At 72.2% G+C, this 22773-nt stretch carries 14 protein-coding genes; 11 read left to right on the plus strand and 3 right to left on the minus strand.

Annotated features, from left to right (window positions below; all coding sequences use genetic code 11):
• Positions 1-94: 94 nt before the first annotated feature.
• Positions 95-565: a hypothetical protein gene (locus ABTX60_RS12150; protein ID WP_352096970.1), complete on the plus strand. Its 471-nt coding sequence runs from the start codon at positions 95-97 to the stop codon at positions 563-565.
• Here the strand turns inward: ABTX60_RS12150 and ABTX60_RS12155 are convergent.
• A complete protein-coding gene (locus tag ABTX60_RS12155; RefSeq protein ID WP_352096971.1) occupies positions 547-1218 on the minus strand; it encodes a phosphatase PAP2 family protein in 672 nt (223 codons plus the stop codon). The two genes, ABTX60_RS12150 and ABTX60_RS12155, sit on opposite strands and share 19 nt — an antisense overlap.
• Here ABTX60_RS12155 and ABTX60_RS12160 point away from each other — a divergent pair.
• Positions 1217-3139, plus strand: a complete 1923-nt coding sequence (locus ABTX60_RS12160) for an acyltransferase (protein ID WP_502992311.1) — start codon at positions 1217-1219, stop codon at positions 3137-3139. The genes ABTX60_RS12155 and ABTX60_RS12160 overlap by 2 nt on opposite strands.
• Before the next feature lie 418 nt (positions 3140-3557).
• Here the strand turns inward: ABTX60_RS12160 and gabT are convergent, their stop codons facing one another.
• The gene (gene gabT, locus ABTX60_RS12170; RefSeq protein WP_352096973.1) at positions 3558-4892 is read right to left on the minus strand and encodes a 4-aminobutyrate--2-oxoglutarate transaminase; all 1335 of its coding nucleotides are present in this window, start codon (positions 4890-4892) and stop codon (positions 3558-3560) included.
• A gap of 251 nt (positions 4893-5143) precedes the next feature.
• Here gabT and ABTX60_RS12175 point away from each other — a divergent pair, with 251 nt between their 5' ends.
• The 3 genes from ABTX60_RS12175 (at position 5144) to ABTX60_RS12185 (ending at position 10638) form a co-directional block, all read left to right on the plus strand.
• Positions 5144-7276: an ATP-binding protein gene (locus ABTX60_RS12175; RefSeq protein WP_352096974.1), complete on the plus strand. Its 2133-nt coding sequence runs from the start codon at positions 5144-5146 to the stop codon at positions 7274-7276.
• A 120-nt stretch (positions 7277-7396) separates the two neighbouring features.
• Entirely contained in the window at positions 7397-9070 is a 1674-nt protein-coding gene (locus ABTX60_RS12180) for a PucR family transcriptional regulator (protein ID WP_352096975.1), read from the plus strand.
• Between the two features lie 122 nt (positions 9071-9192).
• Positions 9193-10638 (plus strand): aldehyde dehydrogenase family protein, encoded by a 1446-nt coding sequence (locus tag ABTX60_RS12185; protein WP_352096976.1) that lies wholly within the window; start codon positions 9193-9195, stop codon positions 10636-10638.
• A 120-nt stretch (positions 10639-10758) separates the two neighbouring features.
• Here the strand turns inward: ABTX60_RS12185 and ABTX60_RS12190 are convergent, their stop codons facing one another.
• Positions 10759-13596 (minus strand): glycoside hydrolase family 3 C-terminal domain-containing protein, encoded by a 2838-nt coding sequence (locus ABTX60_RS12190; RefSeq protein WP_352096977.1) that lies wholly within the window; start codon positions 13594-13596, stop codon positions 10759-10761.
• 322 nt (positions 13597-13918) lie between these two features.
• On the opposite strand from ABTX60_RS12190, the gene ABTX60_RS12195 reads away from it, so the two are divergent.
• The 6 genes from ABTX60_RS12195 to ABTX60_RS12220 all read left to right on the plus strand — a co-directional run bounded on the left by ABTX60_RS12195 (position 13919) and on the right by ABTX60_RS12220 (position 22773).
• The gene (locus ABTX60_RS12195; protein WP_352096978.1) at positions 13919-15601 is read left to right on the plus strand and encodes an extracellular solute-binding protein; all 1683 of its coding nucleotides are present in this window, start codon (positions 13919-13921) and stop codon (positions 15599-15601) included.
• 26 nt (positions 15602-15627) lie between these two features.
• Positions 15628-16662, plus strand: coding sequence for an ABC transporter permease (locus ABTX60_RS12200; RefSeq protein ID WP_351635484.1), 1035 nt, complete (start codon positions 15628-15630; stop codon positions 16660-16662).
• Complete coding sequence (locus ABTX60_RS12205; RefSeq protein ID WP_351635487.1) at positions 16659-17609, plus strand: carbohydrate ABC transporter permease; 951 nt, start codon at positions 16659-16661, stop codon at positions 17607-17609. The genes ABTX60_RS12200 and ABTX60_RS12205 overlap by 4 nt, the downstream gene beginning before the upstream one ends.
• A gap of 127 nt (positions 17610-17736) precedes the next feature.
• Entirely contained in the window at positions 17737-19944 is a 2208-nt protein-coding gene (locus ABTX60_RS12210; RefSeq protein ID WP_352096979.1) for a WD40/YVTN/BNR-like repeat-containing protein, read from the plus strand.
• Entirely contained in the window at positions 19941-22007 is a 2067-nt protein-coding gene (locus ABTX60_RS12215; RefSeq protein ID WP_352096980.1) for a beta-galactosidase, read from the plus strand. The genes ABTX60_RS12210 and ABTX60_RS12215 overlap by 4 nt, the downstream gene beginning before the upstream one ends.
• A gap of 52 nt (positions 22008-22059) precedes the next feature.
• On the plus strand, positions 22060-22773 hold the full coding sequence (locus tag ABTX60_RS12220) for a glycoside hydrolase family 12 protein (RefSeq protein WP_352096981.1): 714 nt from the start codon (positions 22060-22062) through the stop codon (positions 22771-22773).

Here is a 22773-nt window from a genome sequence, read left to right on the forward strand (position 1 = left end):
TAATGGCCGGGGGGACACCCCCTTCTCCCTCGTGATGCCCTCGCTGACGCCCCGCGCGTCCGTGAGGTTCGCGAGAGAGAAGGGGGTCTTTCCGATGACCGGTGCGAAGACGGCGCTCGAGTGGCTCGCATCCGTCGCACCCGATCCCGAGGCCTGCCGCTGGGAGTGGGAGCGCAACCCGCTCGGCGTCGCGCTGCTGCCCGCCGGCAGTGCCTGGGACGTGCTCATCCTGCCCGGCGAACTCGGGTACGCCACGCTCGACGTGCTCACCCGGGTCCTGGACCGGCCGGGCCCCGTGCTCGTCGACTTCGGCGACGCCCGCATGGGGTTCTTCGTGCCGCCGGGCACCGCGGCCCGCTGGCTCGGCACGGGCATCCGCACGGCGGGCGCAGGCACCTGGATCGTCGTGCCCTACCCGGGCCGCTCCTCGCCCGGCGGCGTCCGCTGGCTGGTCCCGCCGGACGGCTCGGGGATGCTGACGGACCCGGCACTGCTCGAACTGGCGATGCACGAGGCGGCGGCGGCCCTGGCGACGGAGAACGACGGTCAGGGCACCGGTGGTTGAGACCGGCCGGGCGTCGTCACCGTCCGGACGAACAGCCACAGCGCCGACAGCAGCACGGTGCCCAGGCACCAACTGCCCACCACGTCGAGTGGCCAGTGGTAGCCGCGGCGGACCAGGCCGTAGCTCGCGCCGAGGACCAGGGCGAGGCAGAGGGCGACCAGGGCGCGGCGGGCCGGGGTGGTGCGGAGCCAGGGGAGCAGGAGCAGGGTCGCCGAGCCGTAGGCGACGGCGGCGGTGGCGGTGTGGCCCGAGGGGTAGTAGCCGGTTCCGGGCGGGACGGCCGGGGTGCCGGGGCGGGCCGTGAGTTCCTTCAGCGGGACGACCAGCGCCGGGACCAGGGCCATGAGCAGGACCGCGGCGGCGACGGGCAGCCACCAGCGGTCCGCGCCGGCGCGACGGTGACGTACGGCGGCGTACCCGAGCGCGACGGCGAGGACCGGGACCGCGACCTGGACGTTGCCCAGGTCGGCGAGGAGCTCGGAGCAGCGGTCCGGGTCCACGAGGACGCGGCTGAGGCGTTCGTCGAGAAGGACGAGCGGGCCGTCCGCGACGACCTGCCAGGTGATCAGCGCGAAGAGGACAGCCGGAAGGGCGAACAGGAGGGCCGGGGAGCCCGGGGGAGCGGCACGGTCCCGGTTCGCGGAGATCGGCATGGGGCACAGCTTGGCACAAGGGCAGACGCCCGCTCGCGGCCCCTCGGAGGATCACGTGCACCAGCCGTCCCACGACGACAGCCTCTTCGACCACTGCCCCTGGCTCTTCTCCGAGCAGGCCTCCGACGAGCGGCGCGCGGCACAGGAGGAGCGGCACGAGCGGCTGCTCGCGGGCCCCGGGGAGGTGCTCCTGGGCGAGGGCTGCTTCGTGGCCGGGACGGCGGCCGTGCACCCGGACGTCCTGCACCTGGGAGACCGCTCGTACATCGCGGCCCACGCCTACGTCACCCACACCGTACGCACGGGCGCCGACTGCACGATCAATCCCTTCACGGTGGTGCGCGGCACCGTGACACTCGGGGACGGGGTGCGCATCGGCGCCCACAGCTCGCTGCTCGGCTTCAACCACGGCTCCGCGCCGGACCTGCCGGTCCATCGGCAGCCGGTCACCAGCCGGGGGATCACGGTCGGCGACGACGTGTGGATCGGCTCGCAGGTGATCGTCGTGGACGGTGTCACGATCGGCGACCACTGCGTCATCGGCGCCGGAGCGGTCGTGACGAAGGACCTGCCCGCCTGGACGGTCGCGGCGGGCAACCCGGCCCGCCGGATCAGGGACCGGCGCGAGCCGCGCGCGGCGAGGCGGCCGCCCGGCGGCGAAGCCGCCCCGGACGGGACGCGGCGGCCGACCGGGGCCGACGCGGAAGCGGGACGGGCTGCCGGAGTGGGTGCTCCGGGCGGGGTGGGGCGGGCTGCCGGAGCCATCGCTTCAGGAGGGGCGGGGCGATCCGCCGCAGCCGGTGCTTCAGCAGGGGCGGGGTGGCTCGCCGAGCAGGACGCCCTCGCCGAAGCGCTCTCGGCCTTCGCCCAAACCGCCCGAGCGCAGGCGAGCGCCCTGCTGGAGCGCTCCTGGCGCCCGGACACCGGCCGCTACGTCGACCGGCCCGGCGCCGAGCCGACCGTACGGGCCCACTGCGACGCCGTCGAGATCGCCGACCTGCTGCTCGGGGACGTACCGCCGCAACTGCCCGCCGCCACACACGTGGAGCGGCTCCGGGCGTTGCAGGACCCCGCCACCGGCCTGGTCCCCGAGTACGGCGCGGCGCCCCCGCCGCCCGGCCCGGCCGGGCTGCCGGAGGACGACGGCGCCGCGGCATACCACGTGCTGTGCGTCGGATACGCGCTGGACCTGCTCGGCAGTTCCTTCGCCCACCCGGTCCACGCGGTGCGGTCCACGACGGCCGACAGGCTGGTGGCGCAGCTCGGCGCACTGCCCTGGTCCGACCGTGCCTGGCACGCCGGGGCGTGGGTCGACTCCTGGGCCACCGCCGCGCACTGGAACCGCCGCACGGGGGGCGACGCGGCCGCACCGGGCGCACTGGAGGCACTGTTCGGCTGGCTGCACACCCACGCGGACCCGTGGACCGGGATGTGGGGCTCACCCACCCGGGAGGCCGGACGCCTGCAGATGGTCAACGGCTACTACCGGCTCACCCGCGGTTCCTTCGCCCAGTTCGCTCTGCCCGTGCCGTACCCGGAGCGCGTGATCGACACCGTTCTCGACCACGCCCGCGACCCCCGCTACTTCGCGCCCGGCCGCGAGAACGCCTGCAACGTCCTGGACGTGATCCACCCTCTGTGGCTCTGCGCCCGGCAGAGCGGCCACCGCTCGGAAGAGACCCGCTCCTGGGCGGCGGACCGGCTCACGGCCGCCCTGCGCCGATGGCACGACGACCGGGGCTTCGGTTTCGGCCCCGCCCCAGACGGCTCCGGGCCGGGCCGTGAACCGGGCCTGCAGGGCACGGAGATGTGGCTGGCGATCATCTGGCTGCTCGCTGACGTGCTCGGCCTGGCCGACGTCCTGGGCTACCGCCCGCGGGGAATCCACCGCGCCGAGCCCGCACCCCTCACACAGGGCTGACCGCCGAACACGGTGGCGCACAGGGGAGGAAAAGAGGTCGGCCGCCCCGGAACAGGGGGGGGAGTTCCGGGGCGGCCGTTCCGGACCGGAACGTCGCGCGCCCCGGGGGGTTTGGGGCGGGCGACTGTCCGATCGGTGAGGAGATCCAGAGCCTCAGGCTCCGGTTGTGTGCGCGAGGGCACGACCAGGTCGAAGCTGGGGAGGCCCCGGCCTGATGTCACCCACAGTCCCCTGTGGGCGGGGTGTATCTCTCATCTGGGTAGAACCTACGACAGGGGCGGGGCGCAGGACAGGCCGTAGGGCCCCCTGTCATCCACCTCGCACACCTTCTTCACACCCTCTGCCGCTCACCGCCCCGGTGGTGGAACCGGGGCGGCTCACCTGCCCGGACGGCGGCTCAGATGCGCGCGACGAGGGCTCAGACGCGGGAGAATGCCTGCTCGATGATGTCGAGGCCCTCGTTCAGCAGGTCCTCGCCGATCACCAGCGGGGGCAGGAAGCGGAGCACGTTGCCGTAGGTGCCACAGGTCAGGACCAGCAGGCCCTCGGCGTGGCAGGCCTTGGCGAGCGCGGCGGTCGCCTCCGGGTTCGGCTCCTTGGTGGCGCGGTCCTTGACCAGCTCGATGGCGATCATGGCGCCCCGGCCCCGGACGTCGCCGACGATGTCGAACTTCTCGGCCATGGCGCCGAGGCGCGCCTTCATGATCGCCTCGATGTTCTTCGCCTTGGCGTTGAGGTCGAGCTCCTTCATCGTCTCGATCGAGCCGAGCGCACCCGCGCAGGCGACCGGGTTGCCGCCGTAGGTGCCGCCCAGGCCTCCGGCGTGCGCGGCGTCCATGATCTCGGCGCGCCCGGTGACGGCCGCGAGCGGCAGACCGCCGGCGATGCCCTTGGCCGTCGTGATGAGGTCCGGGACGATGCCCTCGTCCTCGCAGGCGAACCACTGGCCCGTACGGCAGAAGCCGGACTGGATCTCGTCGGCGACGAAGACGATGCCGTTGTCCTCGGTGAACTTCCGGATCGCCGGCAGGAAGCCCTTGGCCGGCTCGATGAAGCCGCCCTCGCCGAGCACCGGCTCGATGATGACCGCGGCGACGTTCTCCGCGCCGACCTGCTTGCTGATCTGGTCGATGGCCTGCGCGGCGGCCTCGAGGCCGGCGTTCTCGGGCCCGGTCGGCCAGCGGTAGCCGTACGCCACCGGCACGCGGTACACCTCGGGCGCGAACGGCCCGAAGCCGTGCTTGTACGGCATGTTCTTCGCGGTCAGCGCCATCGTCAGGTTGGTGCGCCCGTGGTAGCCGTGGTCGAACACCACGACGGCCTGCCGCTTGGTGTACGCCCGCGCGATCTTCACGGCGTTCTCGACGGCCTCGGCGCCCGAGTTGAACAGGGCGCTCTTCTTGGCGTGGTCACCGGGGGTCAGCTCGGCGAGCGCCTCGGCGACCTCGACGTACCCCTCGTAGGGCGTGACCATGAAACAGGTGTGGGTGAAGTCGGCCAGCTGCGCCGACGCCCGCCGTACGACGGCCTCGGCGGAGGCGCCCACGGACGTCACGGCGATGCCCGACCCGAAGTCGATGAGCCGGTTGCCGTCGACGTCCTCGATGATCCCGCCGCCCGCGCGCGCCGTGAACACGGGCAGCACGGACCCCACGCCCTGAGCGACCGCGGCGGTACGGCGGGCCTGCAGCTCCTGCGACTTCGGGCCGGGAATGGCGGTGACGACGCGGCGCTCCTGCGGAAGTGCGGTCATGCGGGGCTCCTGGGGTGGTGCGGATGGTCTGTGCGGACGCTTGGCTTCTTTTCTCGCAGGCTAGGGCGGGGGAAGGAGGGTGGGCATGCTCCATGTGGGCGTTGTCGGCGGGGCGCCTTGTCCGGGGTGGACATGGCACTCTGGTGGACCGGTGCCCACCACCCGGCCGTGTAAGCGGTGAACTCCCCAGGAGAGGGCGTTAGATTGGCTCGCTGATGGTGGACGGAGCGGCTGGTCAGGGGGCAAGGGCGATGGACAGCGACGGGACGCAGGAGGCGCGGGGTACGCATGCGGGTCCCGTGCCGCGCCCGGCGGGGCCTGCGGAGGTGCCGGCGATGCCTCCCCTCCCGCCCCGGGCGCCGGGGATGCCGCCGCCGCCGGACGGCTCGGCGTTCCTCGCCTGGCTTCGGGCGCCGCGCCCCGACGCCGCGCCGGGCGTGTGGCGCTTCGGGCACCGGCCGCGGCCCGCGGAGGAACCCGAGGAGATCCCCACCCGGCAGCTGCTGAGCGGGGCGCTGATCGCCTTCCTCGTGGGATGGCTGATCTGGTCGCTGCTGCAGAACGGTTACCTCGGCACCTGGTGGTGGGTGCCGTTCGACCTGATCGTCCCCGACGCCTGGCGTGGCGGTGACAGCGATCTCGGTGCGACCGGGACGTTCATCGTCTACCAGGGCTACGAGGTGCTAGTCGCCCTGGCGATCATGATCGGGGCGGCCCGGCTCGGCCGCTGGGGCGAGGTGTGGCGCCGTTTCGTCACGCCCCGCTTCCGCCGGCCGGAGGCCCAGGCGGTGCCCACGGCCCCCGAGGACGACCCGGCCCAGTGGAACGAGCTGCGTGCCGCCGGGGCCCCCGACGCCGCCGAGCGGCTCGCCGCCGAGGCCCGCTCCGGGCTGATGCGGGACGTCGACCACGCCCGGATCCTGCGTGCCTGGCAGGGGGTGCGCACCGGGCGGCACAGCCTCGCCTCCTTCAGCGGCGCCGTGCTCAAGGACGGTTCCGCCGCATGCCTGCACCCCTCGGGGGAGCGTGACCTGCCCGCCCGGCTCGCCCGGCACGACCTCGTCACCGGGCAGGTGCGGCTGGGCACCACCGTCGACGACGTCCGCAACCCCTACACCTACCGCGGCACGGGGCTCGCCCTCGGGCCCGACCTGCTCGGCACCTCGCTCGTCGCCGTCGGCCCGGCCGGATCCGGCAAGACCGGGACCGTCGTCCGGCCCCTCGCCGAGTCGCTCTGCCTGCACGCTCTCGCCGGGCGGGCCGCCGTGGTCGTCGTCGGGGCGGCCGGTGCCGGGCTCGGGCCGGCCGACGCCTACGACGTGGTCGTGCGCATCGGGAACCAGGAGTCCGAGTACGACCTCGACCTGTACGGCGGCACCGGTGACCCGGACGAGGCCGCGGCCGTGCTCGCCGAGGCGCTCGTAGGGGATCTCGCCGACCCGCACCCCGGCAGCGACAGCCGCCGGTCCACCACCGTCCTCGCCCAGCTGCTCGGGCCGTTCCGGGCCGTGCACGGGCGTTTCCCCTCCGTACCGGAGCTGCGGCAGCTGCTCGACGGGGCGCCGGGGCCGTTCGCCGCGCTGCGGCAGGGGCTCCAGGAGACCGGACAGGAGTCGCTGCTGCGGGAACTCGACGCCCGGGAGCGGCAGATGGGGCAGCCCGGGGACGTCGGCGGGGTGCTGGGCGATCGCGTCGCGCTGCTCGACCGGCCCGCCTTCGCCGGGTTCTTCGACACCTCCGGACAGTCCCGGCCCTTCACGCTCAAGGCCCTCGACCACCCGGTGCGGGTGCGCATCGACCTGCCCCAGCGCGGCCACGCCGACGCTTCCAGGATGCTCGCGCGGCTGGTGCTCGCGCAGTTCACGGCGAGTGTCGCCGTACGCGAGGACCGGTCGCTGTTCGCCTGCCTGCTGCTGGACGACGCGACGGGCGTGGTGACGCCCGAGGCCGTGCGCGGCATCCAGCGGCTGCGGTCGGGCAACGCCGGGGTCGTGCTCACCCTGCGGTCGCTCGACGACGTGGCCCGGCCGTTGCGCGGGCCGCTGCTCGGCGCGACCGGCTGCCGGATGGCGCTGTCGGGGCTCACGCCCTGGGACGGGCAGGACTTCGCCGAGGTGTGGGGCAAGGAGTGGACCGAGGCCCGGGACGTCACCGACCGGCAGATCATCGCGGAGACCCCGGCGGGCAAGGCCGTGCACATGCTGCGCCGGGTGATCACCGGCAAGGCCCCGACCGCGCGGGCGGTGACCGTGCGGCAGGTCGAGCGGGAGCGCTGGTCCGCCTCGGAGCTGGCGCACGCCGTGCCGGCGGGCCATGCCGTGCTGTCACTGACCGACGTCAAGGGCGAGCACGCGCCTCCGCTGCTGGTGGACCTGCGGAACTGACCGTTACCCACCGGTGCGGATACGCGGGGACCGTACGGTGAGGCAGAATCGTCACAGGTCGTTCATACGTGGCGGCCAAAATGAACACAGAGACCACACCGCCCTGACGCAGAAGGCCTCATGCCCCCGACGCTCGCCTCGCTCGTCCACCACTCCGCGCTGAAACTGACCGTGCGGGCGGGCGGAGACCGCCTCGACGTGCCGGTCCGCTGGGCGCACGTCAGCGAGCTCGCCGACCCCGTCCCCTACATGGAGGGCGGCGAACTGCTGCTGATCACCGCGCTCAAGCTGGACGCCGAGGACCCGGAGGTCATGCGCCGCTACGTCCACCGGCTGGCCGGGGCCGGAGTGGTCGGGCTGGGTTTCGCCGTCGGCGTCAACTACGAGGAGATCCCCAAGGCGCTCGTCGACGCGGCCGAGAAGGAGGGGCTGCCGCTGCTCGAGGTGCCGCGCCGCACACCGTTCCTCGCCATCAGCAAGGCCGTCTCCGCCGCGATCGCCGCCGACCAGTACCGGGCCGTCACCGCCGGGTTCGCCGCCCAGCGCGAACTGACCCGGCAGGCCCAGACCGGCGGGCCGGAGGGGCTGCTGGCCGCGCTGGCCGCGCAGGTCGACGGCTGGGCGGCGCTGTACGACGCCTCGGGCGCCGTCGTCGCGACGGCACCGGAGTGGGCGGGGCGGCGTGCCGCGCGGCTCACCGGTGACGTGCAGAAGCTGCGGGACCGCCCGGCCCCCGCCTCCTCCGTGTCCGGCGGGCCGGAGAACGAGGACCGGGTCGAGCTGCACACCATCGGCACCGGCCGCCGCCCCCGCGCGGCCCTCGCCGTGGGCACCGCGGCCGCTCCGGGCACCGCCGAGCGCTACGCCGTCCACTCGGCCATCGCCCTGCTGACCCTGACCACGGAACGCTCCCGGTCCCTCCAGGCGGCCGAGCAGCGCGTCGGAGCGGCGGTGCTGCGCATGCTGCTGGCCGGGGAGCCGGACCACGCGCGCGCGGTCGCCGGGGACCTGTACGGCGAGCTGCTGGACGCCCCGTTCCGGATGCTGGTCGCGGAGCGGGTGCCGGTGTCGGCGTCGGCCGCGCTGGCCCGTGCCGAGGCGCGCAAGGGCGCCCCGCCCGCCGAACGGTCCTCGGCCGCCGCACTCGCCGCGGCCGACACCGGCGGTGACCCCCTCGCGGTCCTCGCCGACGTCATGGAGTCCGCGGCGGCCCGGGCCGGCGAGGCCGTGCTGGTCGTGCCGGAGGGGGAGCGGCTGGTGGTGCTGGCCGCGGACGGCGGCGCCGCCGCGGCGGCCTGCGGGGAGTACGCGGCCGCCTTGGAGGCGGCCCGGGCCGGCATACGCGAGAAGGTGCCGGGCGGCGAGGACGACGAACTCGTCGTCGGTCTGTCGGCACCGGCCGGGCCCATAGCCGCGTCCGCCGCGTACAAGCAGGCCGAGCAGGCGCTGTCGGTGGCGAGGCGGCGCGGGCGGGTCCTCGTGGAGCACGAGCGGATGGCGGCCGGATCGGTGCTGCCGCTGCTGGCGGACGACGCGGTACGGGCCTTCGCCGACGGCATGCTGCGGCCGCTGTACGAGCACGACGCCACGGGCCGCGGCGACCTCGTCTCCTCCCTGCACGCCTGGCTGTCCAAGCACGGCCAGTGGGACGCGGCGGCGGCCCGGCTCGGCGTCCACCGGCACACCCTGCGCTACCGCATGCGCCGCGTCGAGGAGATCCTCGGCCGGTCCCTGGACGACCCGGACGTCCGGATGGAGCTGTGGCTGGCCCTGAAGGCGGTCTCCACCGAATAGCCAAACCGGAGTGTCGGCGTCCCCCACTGCTACGGCTCGGACAAACGCCGTTCGGCCGGCTCGCGCCTACGGTTGGTCCGGTAGCACAGGATCACCCCCAACGCCGAAGGGCCGGAACCCACATGACCTCCACCCACGCCTTCTGGCTCGCCGGCCGCCAGGCCACCGGCGAGGAAACCTTCGACGTCACCTCCCCCTGGGACGGACGGCTCGTGGGCAAGGTGAGCGTGCCGACGGACGCGCAGGTCGAGGAGGCCGTGGCCGCCGCGCACGCCGCGCTGGACGAGTTCGCCGCCACCCCCGCCCACGTCCGGGCCGCCGCCCTCGACCACGTCAGCAAGCGTCTGGCCGAGCGCATCGAGGAGATCGCGCAGCTGATCTCCGCCGAGAACGGCAAGCCGCTGAAGTGGGCGCGCGGCGAGGTCGGCCGGGCCGTGTCCGTGTTCCGCTTCGCGGCCGAGGAGGCCCGGCGGTTCAACGGCGGCGAGGCCCAGCGGCTCGACACCGACCTCGGCGGCCAGGGCCGGCTCGCCCTCACCCGCCGCTTCCCCAAGGGCGTCGTGCTCGGCATCGCGCCCTTCAACTTCCCGCTGAACCTCTGTGCCCACAAGATCGCCCCGGCCATCGCCGCCGGTGCCCCGATCATCCTGAAGCCGGCCCCCGCCACCCCGCTGTCCGGCCTGATCATCGGCGAGCTGCTGGCCGAGACCGAGCTGCCGGCCGGCTCCTGGAGCATCCTGCCGGTCGCCAACGACAAGATGCCCGCGCTCGTGCAGGACGAGCGCCTGCCCGTCATCTCCTTCACGGGCTCCGAGAAGGTCGGCTACGCGATCATGGACTCGGTGCCGCGCAAGCACTGCACCCTGGAGCTGGGCGGCAACGGCGCGGCCGTCGTCCTCGCCGACTGGGCGAGCGACGAGGACCTGGACCGGGCGGCGAACCGCATCGCCACCTTCTCCAACTACCAGGGCGGCCAGTCCTGCATCTCCGTGCAGCGGGTCATCGCCGACGCCGCGGTGTACGACCGGCTGCTGCCGCGTATCGTCGCCGCCGTCGAGGCCCAGGTCACCGGCGACCCGGGTGACGACAAGACGGACGTCGGCCCGCTGGTCGACGAGAACGCCGCGAAGCGCGTCGAGACGTGGGTGCAGGAGGCCGTGGACGCCGGTGCCCGGCTGCTGACCGGCGGCAAGCGCGACGGGGCCTCCTACGCGCCGACCGTCCTGGCCGAGGTCCCGGCCGACGTGACGATCTCCTGCGAGGAGGTCTTCGGGCCGGTCCTCACCGTGCAGAAGGCGGACGGCGAGGCCGCGGCCTTCGCCGCCGTCAACGACTCCAAGTACGGCCTGCAGGCGGGCGTGTTCACCCACGACCTGCAGACCGCCTTCCGCGCCCACCGGGCCCTGGAGGTCGGCGGCGTGGTCATCGGCGACGTGCCGTCCTACCGCGCCGACCAGATGCCGTACGGCGGCGTCAAGCAGTCCGGCGTGGGCCGCGAGGGCGTGCGGTTCGCCATGGAGGACTACACGTACGAGCGGGTGCTGGTCCTCACCGGCATCGACCTCTGACGCACCGCTGCCCCACCCTCTGGCTTATGGAAACGATTTTCATATAAGCTCCGCGAAGGGGCCCGGCACCGATGCCTTCCGGTGCCGGGCCCCTTCTCTGTGCCGGCCTGCTCCGGACCCTCAACCGGAGAAGCCGACGTGCGCGAGCCGCAGCGGGCCGCGCAGTCCGAGGCGCACGTCGTGGACGCCCGAGGCGGCGACGGGCGCGCTCAGCCGGACGTAGTCGTACGGGCCCGAGGCCGGTGCGGCGGGCGACAGCACCGCGAGTGCCGGTCCGCCGTCGAGGGACAGCTCGAACGTGCCCGCGCCGGCCACCTCCACCGTCACCTCGCGAACGCCCGGCCCGAAGTCGCAGGCGCGGTAGAGCAGTTCGCCCACCCCGCTGCCCCCCGGCGTCACGGCGTCGCCCGAGACCTTCGTCCGGTCGACGATCTCGATGCCGCTCTGCTCGTCGAACCCGGCCACGGCCAGGCCCTGCGCGAGGACCGCGCGCGGCAGGGCCGGCGCACCGTCGAGCGTGACCGTCGTGCGCAGCCGGACGTCCTCGCTGGACGCCCCGGCCAGCAGCTCGTACGCGCCCGGCTCCACGCGCCACCGGTCCTGGGCGACGTCCCAGAACGCGAAGGCGCTCAGCGGGACCTCGAAGCCGAGCTGGGCCGTCGCCCCGGGGGTGAGGGTGACGCGGCGGTGGTCCAGCAGCTCGCGGCGCGGACGCGGCACGGACGCGTCGGCGGCCCGGGCGTAGAGCTGGGCCACCTCGTCGGCCGTGACGTCACCGGTGTTGGTGACGGAGAAGGAGACGCGCACGGTCTCGCCCTCGGCCCGCGCCGTCAGGCCGCCGTACGCGAACGACGTGTACGACAGGCCGTGCCCGAACGGGAACAGCGGCGTCCCCTCGAAGTACAGGTAGGTCTGGCGGGCGCCGATCACGTCGTAGTCGAGCAGGCCCGGCAGGTCGGCGTCGTCGGCGTACCAGGTCTGCGGCAGACGGCCGGCGGGGGAGACGTCACCGGCCAGGACGCGGGCCAGGGCGGTGCCGGCCGCCTGGCCGCCGTGCGCGGTCCACAGCACGGCGGGCAGTTCGGCCGGATCGACGGCGTACGGGTAGGCGGAGACCAGCGCCAGCACGGTGGCCGGGTTCGCCGCCCGGGCCGCCCGCAGCAGCCGCTCCTGCTGTTCCGGCAGACGCAGGGTCGTACGGTCCTCGGTCTCGCGGCCGTTGATGTGCGGGTCGTTGCCCGCGACCACCACGACCACGTCGGCGACCGCGGCGGCACGCGCCACCGCCTCCTCGCCGCGCTCGGTGACGACCAGCTCGAAGACCTCGGGATCCGCGTCGGCAACCTTCACGCCGTCGGCGGAGACACACACGTGACGACCCGTCCCCAGGTGCTTCAGGAGGTGCCCCTCCCCGTGCGGTTCCAGACGGAACGTCTCCTGCACCACCCAGCCGCCCGGCTGGTCGGCGGAGGCGCGCAGGCAGCCGTCCTCGGCGACCGAGAGATAGCGGCCGTCGGGGGCGCGCAGGGTCAGCACCCCCTGGCCCCAGTCGACCAGAGCCAGTTCGGTGCCGGACGCGTCCGTGGTGAGCGGGGGCAGGTCGGTGCGGCCCGCGAGCAGCGCCGGGTCGAGCGCGCCCTCGGCGCCGCGCGTCTCGTCGGCGGCGTCCTCCACCACCGGCACGTGCAGGAACGCGCCCGCCGAGGTCTTCAACCGGACCCGGTCCGCTCCCTCGGCGAACTCGACCCGCTGCGCGCCGAACCGCTCGTACAGGCCCTCCAGCGGGGTGGAGCGGTGGATGAGCGTGCCGCTGTACCAGTCGAGCTTGCACTCGTCGGCGAGCAGCCCGACCACCGCGATCCGGGTGTCCGGGGCGAGCGGCAGCACATGGTCGTTCTTGAGCAGCACGATCGCCTGCTCGGCCGCCTCCCGGGCGAGGGCCCGGTGCTCCGGGGTGTCGAACGCGGCGGTGGCGCCGTGCGGGTCGTCCTCCGGGTCGAACTCGCCGAGCCGGAAACGCACCGAGAGCTGACGGCGGACGGCGGTGTCCACATCGGTCTCGGTCAGCAGGCCGCGCTCCAGGGCGCCGCGCAGCCGCCCGGTCATCTGCGAGGAGTCCGTGCCGTGGTCGGTGAAGCTGTCGACACCCGCGACGAGGGAGGCGGCCGTGGCCTCCTCGTGGGTGTCGAAGTAGTGCTCGGCGTCGACGAGGTTGGTCGGCGCCCCCGCGTCGGAGCAGACGAGCAGGTCCTCGTCGGTCCAGGCCCGCAGGTGTGCTGCCAGGTACGGGGAGACGTGGTTGGGGCGGCCGTTGACCAGGTTGTACGCGGGCATGACCCCGGCCACCGCGCCCGCCTCGACGGTCTCGCGGAAGGCCCGCAGGTCGTACTCGTGCAGCACGCGCGGTCGCACCGAGCTCGACGTGGTGGAGCGGTCCGTCTCGTTGTTGTGGGCCAGCCAGTGCTTCAGCACGGGCGCGGTGCGCCAGTAGACGGGGTGGTCACCGCGCAGACCGTGGGTGTAGGCCGTGGCGATCGCCGAGGTGAGCTTCGGGTCCTCCGAGTAGCCCTCCTCGTTGCGGCCCCACAGGGGGTGGCGCAGCAGATTGACCGTCGGAGCCCAGACGTTCAGGCCGACCCGGTCGTCCTTGGCGCGCATCGCGCGGACCTCCCTGGACACCGCGTCGCCGACGCGCCGCACCAGCTCCGGGTTCCAGGTCGCGCCCAGGCCGACCGCCTGCGGGAACACCGTCGCAGGGCCCATCCACGCCACGCCGTGCAGCGCCTCCTGGCCGGTACGGAAGGCGGCGACGCCGAGCCTCTGGACGGCGGGCGCGAACTGGTGCAGGAAGGAGATCTTCTCGTCGAGGGTGAGCCGCCCCAGCAGATCGTCGACGCGCTTCGCGAAGGGCAGCCGCGGGTCGCGAAAGGGTGCGGTGGGTGGCGTGGGTGCGGTCACGTGGGGATCCCCCTGTGCTGGAACGACGAGGCGCTTTCGAAGCGCTTCGATGCTGGGCGGGTGGAGGGACGGGTGTCAAGAGACAAGCGCTGTCACTTCAAGCCGGGCACGAAGAACGGTCCACTCTGATGCCTATGAGAAGTTTGGGGACGACCCTTGTGCACCCTGGGGTGTTCACTTAACCTCACAGCAACATCGAAGCGCTTCGACTGCAGAGGCCCCTCTGGTCGAAGTTCCGCTTCTGCTCAGCCAGTTCCACTCGAGACACCACAGCCGACGGCCTTCCGCCGGGTGTCCTGGTGCGCCATGAAGGGTTGACGCAATGACGCCGAACGCCGCCTCCGCCTCCTCCGGACCGAGCCGCAGAAGTTTCCTCGCCTCCACGGCAGTGGCCACCGCGGCCGTGGCGGGCGGGATGCCGCTGCTCGCCGCGTGCGGCGGGTCGGAGGGTGGGTCGAAGGACGGCACGACGTCCGGCAAGAGCGCCAAGAAGCTGCTGCCGGCCTACGTCGCGAGCAACGTGGTGGCGCCGGACATCCCGTCCAAGAACGGCTCGGCCATGGGCTTCACGGCCAAGCTCGACCTGGCCGGCCTCAAGACCTCGGTGCCGAAGAAGCTCGGCAAGGGCAGCCACATCAAGATCATGTCGCCGTTCTGGGGCACACCGCCGAAGGGCGCCAACCCCTACTACACGACGATGAACGACCTGATCGGCGTCGACATCACGTGGCAGAACCAGGACGGCAACACCTACGACGAGAAGCTGGGCGCGGTGCTCGCCTCCAGCGACCTGCCGGACGTCGTGGTCATCCCGAGCTGGAACATGGGCGGCAAGATACCCAGCGCCATCATCAGCAAGTTCGCCGACCTGGGCCCGTATCTGTCCGGGGACGCGATCAAGAAGTACCCGAACCTCGCGGCGATCCCGAGCGGTGCCTGGCAGTACTCCATCTTCGGCGGCAAGCTGCGCGGCCTGCCCCAGCCCGCCCCCGCCGTCACCGGCATCGTGCCCTTCTACCGCAAGGACATCTTCGACAAGGAGGGCTACGAGCTCCCCAAGTCCCCGGACGAGTACCTCGCCCTCGCCAAGGAGATCAACCGGCCCAAGTCCAAGGTGTGGGCCTGTGACGACATGAAGTGGTCCGCCTTCCAATTCTTCGGCGTGCTCTCCGGCAGCGAGAAGCCGCTCGGCTGGAATCTGACCGACGGCAAGATGATCTACCGGGTGGAGACCGAGGAGTTCCTCGAGGCCCTGGAGTGGACGCGCAAGCTCTACGCGGCGGGTGTGGTCCACCCGGACGCCAAGGCGGTCCAGGGCACGCCGGCTGACCGGTTCACCGCGGGGCAGGTGCTGATGTACAACGGCAACATCTCGGACTGGTGGGGCAAGATGGCCGAGCAGGCGGGCCAGAACTCCGAATTCCGCATCTCCGGCATGGACATCTTCGGCGCCGACGGCGGCGACCCCCAGCTGTGGGCCGGATCTCCCGCGGGCATCTTCGCCTTCGTCAACAAGAAGGCCTCCAAGGCCGTGGTCGAGGACGTCCTCGCCGCCGCCAACGTCACCGCCGCCCCGTACGGCACCAAGGAGTACATGCTCACCAACTACGGGGTGGAGGGCACGCACTACACCGTCAAGGACGGGGTGCCCACCAAGAACGACAAGGGCAACCAGGAGGTCATCAACGCCTATGTGATGATCGCCAGCCCCGCCCCGACCATCGCGCACCCGGACCTTCCGGAGATCGCGAAGGAGCAGGTGGAGTGGCAGCAGCGGATGGGCGCCTTCACCAAGAAGTCCACCTTCTGGGGCATGCAGATCACCGAACCGGCCCGCTACACCAACCTCTCGAACGACTTCGAGCAGTTGGAGGACGACATCGTCCGTGGCCGCAAGAAGATCAGCGACATGCAGCAGGCCGTCTCCGACTGGAAGAAGCAGGGCGGCGACAAGCTGCGGGACTGGTACCAGAAGCTGCACGACGACAACGGTTCCACGCAGTGATCCGGCGCTGAGGCAAGGAGATGACCGTGTCCCACAGCACGGTGCCTCGCAGCAGGGCCGAGGCCGACACGACCGAGACGGCTCCCCGGGCGGCGGACGCCCCCGGGGAGGGGCCGGGCAGCAAGCGCTCCGGCAGACTGAGCCTCCGACTGCGGTTCCGCCGCGACCGCACGCTGATCTTGATGACCCTGCCGGCCGTCGCGCTGGTCCTGGTCTTCAACTACATACCGATCCTGGGCAACGTCGTCGCCTTCCAGGAGTACGACCCCTACGTCAGCGACAACGGCTTCGTCGCGATGCTGGAAAGCCCCTGGGTCGGTGTCGAGCAGTTCGAGCGGATTTTCGCGGACTCGGCGTTCTGGGACGCCGTGCGGAACACGCTCGTGCTGTTCGGCCTCCAGCTGGTGCTGTTCTTCCCCATCCCGATCGTGCTCGCGCTGCTCATCAACAGCGTGATCAGGCCCCGGATCCGGGCGGTGTCGCAGGCCGTCCTCTACCTGCCGCACTTCTTCTCCTGGGTGCTGGTGATCACCGTCTTCCAGCAGATCTTCGGCGGAGCGGGCATCATCGCGCAGACCCTGCGCCAGCACGGCTATGAGGGCTTCGACCTCATGACCGACCCCGGGATCTTCAAGTTCCTGGTGACGGCCGAGGGCGTCTGGAAGGACGCGGGCTGGGGCATCATCGTCTTCCTCGCCGCGCTGGCCTCCGTGAGCCCCGACCTGTACGAGGCGGCGGCCATGGACGGGGCCGGGCGCTGGCGCCGCATGTGGCACGTCACACTGCCCGCGCTGCGCCCCGTGATCGCCCTGTTGCTGGTGCTGCGGGTCGGTGACGCGCTCACCGTCGGCTTCGAGCAGATCCTGCTGCAACGCGACGCCGTCGGACCAGGGGCGTCGGAGGTCCTCGACACCTATGTGTGGTGGAACGGTGTCCGCAACCAGGACTTCAGCTACGCGGCCGCGGCCGGCCTGATCAAGGGACTGGTGAGCGTGGCGCTGGTCCTCGCCGCGAACAAGGTGGCCCACTTCATGGGCGAGCAGGGGGTGTACAAGAAGTGACCGCCGTCATCGACAAGGCCGCCCTCGACGAGGCGGCGCGCGAACCCCGCTGGTGGGAGGCCCCGCCCAGGCCCGTCTGGGAGGACGAGCCCAGCAAGGCCGGCGTCGCCGGCAAGGGCATCGTCCTTGCCGCCGCCTGCCTCGCCGTCCTCTTCCCGCTGTGGATCGTCATCGTCACCAGCCTGTCCACGAAGCAGACCATCAACGCGGCCGGCGGGCTCGTGGTGATCCCGAAGGACATCACCTTCATCGCCTATCAGGAACTGCTGAGCGGCGGGCAGGTGACCCGGGCCGCCATCGTCAGCGTGTGCGTCACGCTGGCCGGCACGGCGTTCTCCATGACGGTGTCGGTGCTGGCCGCCTACGGCCTGTCCCGCAGCGGATCACTGGGGCACCGCTGGCTGCTGATGACCCTGCTTGCGACGATGTTCTTCGGCGCCGGGCTCATCCCGACCTATCTGCTGGTGCAGTCCCTGGGCCTGACCGACACGTATCTCGCGTTGATCCTGCCGAGTGCGGTGAGTGTCTTCAACATCCTGGTGCTGCGCGCGTTCTTCATGGGCATCTCGCCGGAGCTCATCGACAGCGCGCGCATCGACGGGGCGGGCGACTGGCGGATCCTCTGGCAGATCGTCATCCCGCTCTCCCGTGCCGTCATCGCGGTGATCACACTGTTCTACGCGGTCGGTTACTGGAGCGCCTGGTTCAACGCGTCGATCTATCTGAGCGACCAGGACATGATGCCGCTGCAGAACGTCATGATCCAGCTGGTGCAGAAGCAGGAAGCGCCGGTCGGTGTGAGTCAGGCGATCAAGACCGGGCAGATCTCCGCGCTGGCCGTCCAGATGGCCGTGATGGTGATGGCCCTGCTGCCGGTCGCCGTGATCTCGCCGTTCGTCCAGAAGCACTTCAAGAAGGGCATGCTCACCGGGGCCGTGAAGGGCTGACCGGCGCCCACCCGGTGGGGTGCTCCCGTCCTCCGGCGGCTGCGGGCCGCGTGTGGCCGGTCGCGCGGTTCCCCGCGCCCCTTCGGGGCGCTTCCCCCCTCCCTCTCCGAACGCCGAGGTGTGTGTCATGCATGCGTCCAGCCTCTCCAGACGTGCCGTCATCGCCGGGACCGCGGTCGCTGCCGCGGCCGGGACCCTGCCGCTGACCCAGGGGCGGGCCCGAGCCGCCGCCCCCGAAGCGCCGAGCGGCTACCGCTGGCGCAACGCCGTCCAGGGCGGCACCGGATTCATCACCGGCGTGCTGTTCCATCCCTCCGTCAAGGGGCTCGCCTACCTCCGCACCGACATCGGCGGGGCCTACCGCTGGGACGACCGGACCGACCGGTGGATCCCGCTGACCGACCACATCGGCTGGGACGACTGGAACCTGCTCGGTGTGGAGGCCATGGCCGTCGACCCGGCGCACCCTGACCGGGTCTACCTGGCCCTCGGCACGTACACGCAGTCCTGGGCCGGCAACGGGGCCGTGCTGCGGTCCGAGGACCGGGGAGCGACCTGGCAGCGCACCGACCTCACCGTGAAGCTCGGGGCCAACGAGGACGGGCGCGGTTGCGGTGAACGGCTGCTCGTCGACCCGCGGGACAGCGACACCCTGTGGCTGGGCACCCGGCACGACGGCCTGCTCAAGTCGACCGACCGGGGAGCCAGTTGGAAGGCCGTGAGCTTCCCTGCCGCTGCGAGCGCGACCGGCCAGGGCGTCACCCTCCTGGTCGCCGCCGGCCGCAGTGTCTACGCCGGCTGGGGCGACTCCGACGGCACCGCCGGGAAGCCCAACCTGTACCGCACGTCCGACGGCACCACCTGGGAGGCCGTCCCCGGGCAGCCCACCGGCACCGCCGCCAAGGTCCCGGTCCGGGCCGCCTACGACCGGCACACCCGCGAGCTGTACGTGAGCTACGGCGACGCCCCCGGCCCCAACGGCCAGTCCGACGGCAGCGTGCACAAGCTGCGGACGACGACCGGGAAGTGGACCGAGGTCACGCCGGTGAAGCCCGGCGGGCCCACGGGCGACGGCGGGACCGACTCCTTCGCCTACGGCGGTGTCGCCGTGGACGCCCGGCGCCCGGGCACCGTCGTCGTCGCCACCAACAACCGCTGGTCGCTGGTGGACACCGTCTACCGGACCACCGACGGCGGCCGCACCTGGACGTCCCTCAAGGAAAAGGCCGTCCTCGACGTCTCCGAGACGCCCTACCTCACCTTCGGCGCCGACAAGCCCAAGTTCGGCTGGTGGATCCAGGCCGTCGGGCTCGACCCGTACGACTCCCGGCATGTCGTGTACGGCACCGGCGCCACCCTCTACGGCACCCGTGACCTCAGGCACTGGGCCCCGCAGATCCGCGGAGTGGAGGAGGCGTCCGCGCGGCACCTGATCTCGCCCCCGACCGGCACGGCGCACCTGCTCAGCGGATGCGGGGACGTCGGCGTGATGTACCACGAGCGGCTCACGGCGTCGCCCTCGCGCGGCATGGCGACGAACCCGGTGTTCAGCACGGCGACCGGCCTGTCGCTGGCCGCGGCGAGACCGTCGTACGTGGTCCGGTCCGGCTGGGGGGACCACGGCAACGGCGCCTTCTCCAACGACGGCGGCCGGACCTGGGCGCCCTTCACGACCCAGCCCGCTGTCGCCAAGTCCGCGCCCGGCCCGATCGCCGCCAACGCCGACGGCAGCGTGCTGCTGTGGTCCTTCGGCACGGCGGACCCCTCCTACCGCTCGGCGGACAACGGCGTCACCTGGTCCGAGACCGCCACCTTCCCGAAGGGCGCCAAGCCGGTCGCGGACCCCGTCGACCCGGCCCGCTTCTACGCCTTCGACACCACGACCGGCACGCTCTTCGCCGGCACGGACAGCGGCCGCACCTTCACCGCGCGGGCCACCGGCCTGGACTCCGGCGACACCGAGTTCCAGCTGGTCGCGGCGCCGGGGCGCTCCGGTGACCTGTGGCTGAGCCTCAAGTGGAACGGGCTGTACCGATCGACCGACGGCGGCGCGACCTTCACCAAGGTGAGCAGCTGCTGGGCGTCGTACACCCTCGGCTTCGGCAAGGCCGCGGAGGGCGCCTCCTACCCGGCGATCTACATGGTCGGCTCGGTCGAGAGCATCACCGCCGTGTACCGCTCCGACGACGAGGCGAAGACCTGGACGCGGATCAACGACGACCGGCACCAGTGGGGCTGGACCGGAGCCGCCATCACCGGTGACCCGCGCGTGTACGGACGCGTCTACATCGCCACGAACGGACGCGGCGTGCAGTACGGGGACCCCGTCCGGTGAGCGAAGGGAAACGGCCCGGGCTGGGCGACGCCACCCGGGGCCGGCTCCTCTTCGGCGGCGACTACAACCCGGAGCAGTGGCCCGAGGAGACCTGGCACGAGGACGTCCGGCTGATGAAGGACGCCGGCGTCAACTCCGTCACCCTCGGGGTGTTCTCCTGGTCGACGCTCGAACCGGAGCCGGGGGCACGGGAGTTCGGCTGGCTGGACACGTTGATGGACCTGATGCACGACAGCGGCATCGGCGTCGTCCTCGCCACGCCCACCTCCTCGCCCCCGCCCTGGATGGGCCGGCTGCACCCCGACACCCTGCCCGTCACCGAGGACGGCCGCACCGAGTGGTGGGGCGGCCGGCAGCACTTCTCGCACTCCAGCGCCACCTACCGGCGCTACGCCGCCGCCATCACCGAGGACCTGGCCGCCCGGTACGGCGGCCACCCGGCCCTCACGATGTGGCACATCAACAACGAGTACTGCACCTACGACCACGGCGACGAGGCCGCGGCCGCCTTCCGCCGCTGGCTGCGCGAGAGGTACGGCACGCTCGACGCCCTCAACACCGCCTGGGGCACAGCCTTCTGGAGCCAGGGCTACGACACCTGGGACGGCATCCTGCCGCCCCGCCTTCCCCACTACATGCGCAACCCCGGCCAGGTCCTGGACTTCCGCCGGTTCACCTCCGACATGCTCCTGGAGTGTTACACCGCCGAGCGGGACATCGTCCGGCGGCACACCCCGCACCTGCCGGTCACCAGCAACTTCATGCCGCTGTGGTCCGGGCAGGACGCCTGGCGCTGGGCCGAGGAGGAGGACGTCGTCTCGGTCGACCTCTACCCCGACCCGCGTGATCCGCTCGGCGCACAGCACGGCGCCCTCGTCCAGGACATGACCCGCTCCCAGGCCCGCGGGCCCTGGATGCTGATGGAACAGGCGGCCGGGCCGGTCAACTGGCGTGGCGTGAACCACCCCAAGCCACGCGGTCTCAACCGGCTGTGGTCCCTCCAGGCGGTGGCCCGGGGTGCCGACGCCGTCTGCTACTTCCAATGGCGGCAGTCCCGGCAGGGCGCGGAGAAGTTCCACTCCGGCATGGTCAGTCACGCGGGGGCGGAGGGCCGGACGTACCAGGAGGTCAAGCGGCTCGGCGCCGACCTGGAACGGATAGCCCCCGAGGTGACCGGGCGGCACCTCACCGCGAGCGTCGCCGTCCTGCACGACTGGCACTCCTGGTGGGCCGGTGCCCAGGACGGCCGCCTCTCCAACCGGGTGGAGTACCCGGACGTGCTGCGCGCCTGGCACCGGGCCCTGTGGCAGGCCCACCTCACCACCGACTTCGCCCACCCCGAGCACGACCTGACGCGGTACCCGGTGGTCGTCGTACCGCAGTTGTACGCCCTCACGGACGCCGCGATCGGCAACCTCCTCGCCTACGCGGGGCAGGGCGGCACCCTCGTCTGCGGCTTCCTCACCGGTGTCGCCGACGAGGACGACCGCGTGCGCCCCGGCGGCATGGACGCCCGGCTGCGCGCCCTGTTCGGCATCCGCACCCTGCACGAGTGGTGGCCGCTGGACGCGGGGGAGAGCGTGGCGTGCGAGGGCTTCCGGGGCACGCTGTGGTCCGAGGAGATCGAGCCCGCCGATCCCGATGACACGACCTGCTACAAGGGCGGTGAACTGGACGGCATGCCCGCCGTCCTGAACAAGGGCCGCGCCTGGTACGTCTCCACCCTTCCGGAGCCGGATGCGCTCCGCGGTCTGCTGGCCTCGATCGCCGCCGGCGCGGGTGTCCGGCCGGTGCTCGACGGCCTGCCCGAGCAGGTCGAGGCCGTACGCCGGGGCGAGGTGCTGTTCGTGCTCAACCACGGCCGTGAACCGGTGACCGTCGAGGTGCCCGGCACCCACCACGACCTGCTGACCGGTACGGACGTCACCGACCGGGTCACCCTCGGCCGCCACGGGGCGGCGGTGCTGCGGCCGGGCCCCCGGCCCCCGCTGCTCGACTCGAGGACTTCCACCGGCGCCGAACCGCTCGCCCGGTCGCCGGAGAAGACCGCGTCCTCGCGCTGAGGGCGTGGTGAACCCCCACCTCCGCAATCCCCCCACCCATGGAAGGGACACCATGGCATCACGCACGCTGAGCAGGGTCACCAAGGCCCTGCTGGCCCCCGCCCTGGCGCTCGGCGCCACGATCGGTCTCGCCTCCGCCCCCGCCTCCGCCGCCGTCTGGAACACCTGCGACCAGTGGGGCCAGACCAACCTGAACGGCTACACGCTCTACAACAACATCTGGGGCGGCGGCGCCGGCAGCCAGTGCATCTGGGCCAACTCCGGCACCAACTGGGGAATCTGGGCCAACCACCCCAACACGGGCGGCATCAAGTCCTACCCGAACCAGACGAAGGCGATCAACAAGTCGATCACCTCGCTGGGCTCGCTCTCCAGCAGCTACAACGTCAGCGTCCCGTCGTCCGGCGCGTACAACACGTCGTACGACATCTGGGACACGGACCACGACTACGAGATCATGCTCTGGGTCAACAAGACCGGGCCCGTGGGCCCGCTCGGCAGCTCGCAGGGCACGGTCAGCCTCGGCGGCCACTCCTGGAACGTCTTCAAGGGCACCAACGGCTCCAACGAGGTGTTCTCGTTCATCCGCACCTCCAACTCCGGCTCCGGCACCGTGAACATCCTGTCGATCCTGAAGTGGATCAAGGACACCAAGAAGTGGATGGGCAACGAGACGATCGGTGACGTGCAGTTCGGCTTCGAGGTCACCTCGTCGTCCGGCGGGCTGAACTTCACCACCAACAACCTGACGGTCAGCAGCAGCTGA

The organism is Streptomyces sp. NPDC126510, assembly GCF_040302345.1.
In the GTDB taxonomy this organism is placed as follows: domain Bacteria; phylum Actinomycetota; class Actinomycetes; order Streptomycetales; family Streptomycetaceae; genus Streptomyces.

Bases quoted from the DNA above. Each gene is read 5' to 3' on its own strand.
- ABTX60_RS12175 (WP_352096974.1), top strand. From the start codon at position 5,144: ATGGACAGCGACGGGACGCAGGAGGCGCGGGGTACGCATGCGGGTCCC.
- ABTX60_RS12185 (WP_352096976.1), top strand. From the start codon at position 9,193: ATGACCTCCACCCACGCCTTCTGGCTCGCCGGCCGCCAGGCCACCGGC.
- gabT (WP_352096973.1), bottom strand. From the start codon at position 4,892: ATGACCGCACTTCCGCAGGAGCGCCGCGTCGTCACCGCCATTCCCGGC.
- ABTX60_RS12180 (WP_352096975.1), top strand. From the start codon at position 7,397: ATGCCCCCGACGCTCGCCTCGCTCGTCCACCACTCCGCGCTGAAACTG.
- ABTX60_RS12155 (WP_352096971.1), bottom strand. From the start codon at position 1,218: ATGCCGATCTCCGCGAACCGGGACCGTGCCGCTCCCCCGGGCTCCCCG.
- ABTX60_RS12210 (WP_352096979.1), top strand. From the start codon at position 17,737: ATGCATGCGTCCAGCCTCTCCAGACGTGCCGTCATCGCCGGGACCGCG.
- ABTX60_RS12160 (WP_502992311.1), top strand. From the start codon at position 1,217: ATGGGGCACAGCTTGGCACAAGGGCAGACGCCCGCTCGCGGCCCCTCG.
- ABTX60_RS12150 (WP_352096970.1), top strand. From the start codon at position 95: ATGACCGGTGCGAAGACGGCGCTCGAGTGGCTCGCATCCGTCGCACCC.
- ABTX60_RS12195 (WP_352096978.1), top strand. From the start codon at position 13,919: ATGACGCCGAACGCCGCCTCCGCCTCCTCCGGACCGAGCCGCAGAAGT.
- ABTX60_RS12220 (WP_352096981.1), top strand. From the start codon at position 22,060: ATGGCATCACGCACGCTGAGCAGGGTCACCAAGGCCCTGCTGGCCCCC.